This window comes from Defluviimonas sp. D31, assembly GCF_033436765.1.
GTDB lineage: Bacteria > Pseudomonadota > Alphaproteobacteria > Rhodobacterales > Rhodobacteraceae > Albidovulum.
Genome location: NZ_JAWQFN010000041.1, coordinates 1 through 5297 on the forward strand (window position 1 = coordinate 1; position 5297 = coordinate 5297).

Annotated in this window: 4 protein-coding genes; 1 reads left to right on the forward strand and 3 read right to left on the reverse strand. The window is 60.0% G+C overall.

The window, feature by feature from the left end:
- A partial coding sequence (locus R5H32_RS20535; protein WP_318340503.1) for a hypothetical protein occupies positions 1-214 on the forward strand: 214 nt, incomplete at its 5' end.
- A 211-nt stretch (positions 215-425) separates the two neighbouring features.
- Here R5H32_RS20535 and R5H32_RS20540 read toward each other — a convergent pair.
- The 3 genes from R5H32_RS20540 to R5H32_RS20550 all read right to left on the reverse strand — a co-directional run bounded on the left by R5H32_RS20540 (position 426) and on the right by R5H32_RS20550 (position 4583).
- Positions 426-1547, reverse strand: a complete 1122-nt coding sequence (locus R5H32_RS20540; RefSeq protein ID WP_318340504.1) for a DUF1214 domain-containing protein — start codon at positions 1545-1547, stop codon at positions 426-428.
- A gap of 13 nt (positions 1548-1560) precedes the next feature.
- Positions 1561-2988, reverse strand: a complete 1428-nt coding sequence (locus R5H32_RS20545; protein WP_318340505.1) for a DUF1254 domain-containing protein — start codon at positions 2986-2988, stop codon at positions 1561-1563.
- A gap of 107 nt (positions 2989-3095) precedes the next feature.
- Complete coding sequence (locus R5H32_RS20550; protein WP_318340506.1) at positions 3096-4583, reverse strand: DUF1254 domain-containing protein; 1488 nt, start codon at positions 4581-4583, stop codon at positions 3096-3098.
- Positions 4584-5297 lie beyond the last annotated feature (714 nt).

Genomic DNA, 5297 nt, shown 5'->3' on the forward strand with positions numbered 1-5297 from the left:
CGCGCTGCGGCACGACTTCCCGGAAGCGGTCATTGAAACAGGCCAATTCGGTCAAGATCCGAACCGGCCCTTCGCTGCGCGCTGCTTCGATGTCCTACATGCGGACTTTCCAGTCACTCACTCGGATCAGATGAACTATCGCTTTCCGGCCCAAAGCAGCCGCTCGCTTACTCGATTGCCGCTGCGGCGCAGCTTGACCGAACCGGTTCTCTAATCTCGGGTATGTAAATGGGGCTGGTCTCGTTGGATGAACAGCGACCCGCTCGCCGTGTCCGTCCCGCGCATCATAACCCCCGCCGCTATCGTGCCGAGGGTGAATCATGTTCCCCAAGCCGCGTCGAGGGTGGACTTCTTCAGCAGCCTGCTAATATCGGTTAAGCGACCGATGTATGACGACTTCATCTGTGTGGCGGATTCTGCCCTGCCTACTGGATCTTTCTCGGTTTCGGCATCGTCCATTCACCAGACTGGATTGCCTCGTCCGGGAGGTAGTATCGAGCGGAAATGTCGAATGCGCCTTCCGGCACATAGAGACAGTTGACTTCTGTCTCCATGCACGTGGTCTTGAACAGAAACGTGACCGTCCCATCGGCGTTCTTCTCCGCCATGGTGTTGTTGATGTGGTAGCGGTCATCCGGATTGTCGAAGAACCGGCCCGTTGCAGTGTCATAGACCGTGACGGACCAAAAGGCGTCTACCGGCGGCTCGGCGGTGGTGATCGCATAGGGACCGTTGGCCCCTTGCAGCGGGTCACCATTCTCATCGGCGAAGAAGGCTTCGTAGGCGCTGTGAGACGGCACCGGACCACCCCATGCATGCTTGGCGCTGGCGGCCAGCAGCAGGTAGGATACCTTTTCCGGGACATCACCGGGGCCGGCGACCATCTCCCGGAAGGGAACGGTCTTCATCACCTCTTCCATTTGAGCCTCGGCTGCCCTGACCGTCTCCTCATCGAATTCACTCAGCAGGTCGAGCGGCTCGATCGATGAAATCTCCGGCCCGGATATCCCGATACCGCTGTGGACCGCCTCGGCCCTGGCAACGTCCTCCGCGTCGTGCGGGTCTTTGACTTCGATCCGAACCACTACAGGAACAAGTTTCGACGGAGCTTCGATCAATTCCCCCTCGGTGGCTTCAGGTCTCTCACCATAATACATAACGTAGCTGCCTTCTGGCCGAATGATGTTGCGGAAATTGACATTGCGGTCATCCATCAACTGGAACGAACTGAAGCGGTCAGGGTCGGCATTTTCGGAAGTCAGAACGACGGGCCCCTCGGAGAGATCAGCGAAGGCCTGCTTGTAAAACGTATCGTTGTTCATCCGAACAACGACATCCTCCCCGGCCTTGAAAATAACAGGCTCTCTGCCGGCCACCCAGGCGTTGAGTTTCGCCGGATCGCCGCCCGTATACTGCATCATGTAATTGAACGTCTCCTGGTAGGGCAGACGCCTGAGGTATTCATTGACCGCGTCGCTCTGGGCCGTCGCGTGCATCGGGGCGCTGACTGCCGCCATCGCAAAAGCCAGTGTCAGGAAAATGCGCATCTTCTTTCCTCCTTTAGTTGGCCAACTGTACGGCTGGCGGCACCCAGCTTTCGTTCAGGACCGCTTCGCCCGGGACGTAGAGCCTCAGCGTCAGTTTGAATGGTCCGTTGCGGGGGGCAGGAAGCCAGTTGGCCTCCTTGTCGTCTCCCGGCGTTTCGGCCTGGATGTATATGGTCAGCGATCCGTCCGGGTTGGGCGTCATCCCGCTTCGATCCCCGATCGCGTATCGGTTCAGAGGGTTGTCCACCAGATACCCTTCGAGATCGTACATCGTCATGGACCAGAAGGCGGCCGCTGGGGGCCAGGCTCCTTCGGGGAAGGTCAAGGTATATGCGTGCTCGCCGGTCAATGGATTGCCGTCGGCGTCCAGCAACGTCAGGGGATAAAAGGCGTCCTCGATCAGGTTTCCGCCGATACCGACAAATGTCCACGCCGCGCGATAGGCATAGCGTGTACCGAACCGTCCCATGTCATAGGTCAGGCCCCAATTGTTGACCATCTTGCCAAGCTGTCTTGATTCCTCGGCCAGTGCGACCTTCGCGTCAGCGACGCCCTCGTCTATCGCGGCCCTGATGTCGTCGCCCAGATCATCGGTGGAGAACGGCGCGCCGGGTTCGATGCCCAGCGGGCGCAGTTTCTCCAACATTGGCACATCGTCGGCGTAGGGCGGATTGGTCGCAAGAAGTCGATTGAGGTTCTTGAAAAACTGCTCGGAACTGAGTGCCAGGACCTGATCGTTCACCAGAGTCTCACCATCGACGCCCGCCTTGAGCGGGACGTCGGTCGGGGGCGCAAAGGGCTGCCCCCAGACCGAGAGGGGAGTCAGCCTGTAGTTGTCCTGAATGGCGTTGACGAGGTCATATTCCTCGGCCCCAGAACAATATGTGCGCCCCCCGATCCCGGCGAGGTTGGTGGGGCTGCGCAGCAGCTCCATCCCCTCCGGAACAGGGCCGTCCCAGTCCGGTCCCGCGATCAGGAAATCGTGCGGTTCTCCACCGCCGTGCGTCCGCGAGCCCGGAGCCGCCGGCACGCCGTTCCAGGCATCGACGATCTGCATCACCCAGTAGCGGCCTCCCATCGCCGGGACGGACAGCACCAGCGGCTCCTCCTCGAGGTCGATCCAGGCCAGCGAATAGAGGTTGTCGACATTGAAACCGACGATCGACCGGTTCGAGGCGTCGATGAACTGCCGGTAGTGTACAAACTGATTGACCGGCGCCTTCGCCGCTCCGGGCTTGGTCACGTGGGTCAGAAAGTCGGCCTGGATCTCGAACATCACCAGCGGCATGCCGAAAAGCCATGCGTCCGTTGCCAGGGCACGTGCTTCTTCCGACGTCAACTCCGTCTCTGCAAGAGACCGGGTCGCGGGAAGAACGACGGCTGTCAGGGCGGTCACTGTAAGCAGCGCCGACGCGAGTGGGCCACGGTAGAAATTTCGCATAGTGAAGAATCCTTTCGTTCGAGGCCGGAAAGCTCACTGTTTCGCGGAAATGAGCGCGTCTTCACGATCCGCAGCGTCGCTGCCACGACTTCTGGCGTTTCAACACATCATTCGACACGCACAATGCCAGGCATGTTGTATCTGCCGTCAATGAGCGAGGAATCCGGACCATAGAACCGGGCTGTGAACTGGAAGTCTCCCTCCGGTGCAGGCAGCCAGTTTACGCGTTGAAGCGAATCCTCGGGTTCATCGGTCTGGATATATATGACGAGCTTGCCGTTTTCGGTCTGCAGCTTTCCACGTTCGAGCATGTAGCTATTGAGCGAATAGCGATCGATCGGGTTGTCCACGAAGTAGCCTTCGTTGTCGTAGAGGGGAATCTCCCAGAACTCCGTCACCGGGGGCATGTCTTGTAGGTCGAAGGTGAGCGTGTAGCGGTGCGCGCCGGTCAACCGATCCCCGTTGGAATCCGTCATGCAGAACGTTCCGATATGGGACCTCGATGGAACCGGCGCCAGCACGGCGATCAACCCGTAGTAGGCCCGTTGCCGCCAGTTGGTGTCCTTGTAGTCAAGGTCACTCGTGAAATCCCAGCCGTTCCGCATGACGCCGGTTCCGGTCTCCGCAACCGCAAGGGCATCGGCACGGCCCAGTTCGATCCCTTCCGAGATGGCGGCGATGATCTCCGGGCTCAGCGTCTCCGGGTCAAAGGTCATTCCCGGCTTGAGCCCGAGACGCGCGAACCGCTCGAGGGCCAGAATTTCCCGATGCCCGTCCTCTTGCAACGTGAAGGTCGGATCGGCGAGCACTAGACCCACCCACCGCAGAAAATCAGCGCCCGCGAGACGCGCCGGTTCCACGACGGACTCCATGCCCTGGTAGGTCGGATAGTCGGCCTTTGTCACCGGTACGTCATCGGGCCGCACGTCGGTACGTCCGGCCGCAATCCAGTCGCTGAGCGACATCACCGTGAAGCCGTCCTGGATAGCATTGACGGTCGCTAACTCTTCTTGCGTATCGTCGGTCAACGCCACGCGCCCCAAGATGCCCGCGAAGTCCGAGACTGACTTGACAATCTCTTCGCCCACGAAACCGTCCGGGAACCCCCCGCTCCAGTTCGGCCCGATCAGCAGGCGCCGCACCTTGCCCGGCGCGTTGAACTGGCTGCCGATCATGTGCCACCACCGAGCATAATTGTCGTAGAACTGGAGGCTCCAGTAATGATCGCGGATGTCTGGGGTGGTGATCACCACGGGCTCTTTCGACAAATCGAGCATTGCGTTGCCGTAAAGCGTGGTCGCATTGGGCGTGGTGGCGATCCGCGGCAATGCCTTGAGCGGCGTCCGGTTCCAGTTCAGGCGGTTGATGCCATAATTCAGCGGGCTTTGCTCATTCTGCGCAAAGTTGTAGCGCAGGTGATAGAGAGCGACCGGGTGCATGCCCCAGAGGAAGACCTTCCTGCCGATCTCGCGGGCCTCGTCGACTGTCAGGTCCTTTGCGGCCTCAGCCTGCACCCTAGCGGGAATTGCCCCGACCGCGGCAGTTGCAGTTATTCCGGTAAGTGACGCCAGGATTTGCCTGCGGGTGGGTTTCATCAGCGAATTCCCTTTGCTTTGATGCTGCAATCAAGCGAATACGCCGGTATGCCTGAGCATCTGCGCCAGATGCGAACCGGAGTTCCGGGTGGAGATTGACAGCCCTGAACCCATGATGGATCAGGACCGTTCAGACAGTAACCTCTGCAAACATATGTCAACCTCAATGGGTCGGCCTTGATCTCGCGCAACGATGCGAGATTGGCTTCGTCGCTCGATATTCGGTTCGGCGAGAGGGTCCGTGAATGCGCACCGGGCCCGCGCCAGTGAACACCATAGCCCTGACCGGAAGAAGCGCAGCCTATCGGCGTACTAGCCAGCGATCGACACGGACGACGCCCGGGCGTCGAGAATAGCGGAGCCAAATCAAGCCGACCTCGCAGGCTTCAATCGAGAAAGCCACCATATCACGGCCCGGCAAGGCAGCGTGGAAGGCTGTGCCGCACGCCGCAAACAAGCGTGGGCTTGGTTGCCTTCGTGCAGCAGCGAACGTGCTCCATGGACGTCGTGCAGCCACAGCCTCATCTAGTGGTGTAGGAGGACGCGCGGAGCCCCCCGCAGTAACTCAGCGCGCAGTCGGGTGCGGCGCCAGCGCAATGGTGTACATTTCTGTTCTACTTCCATCGAGAGGAAGGCTTTGCACCCGACGCGAAGGTCGACTTCCGGCCCTTTCCGTAGAATGCTGCGCTCTGTTAAAAGGTCTCCAAAGGGCTC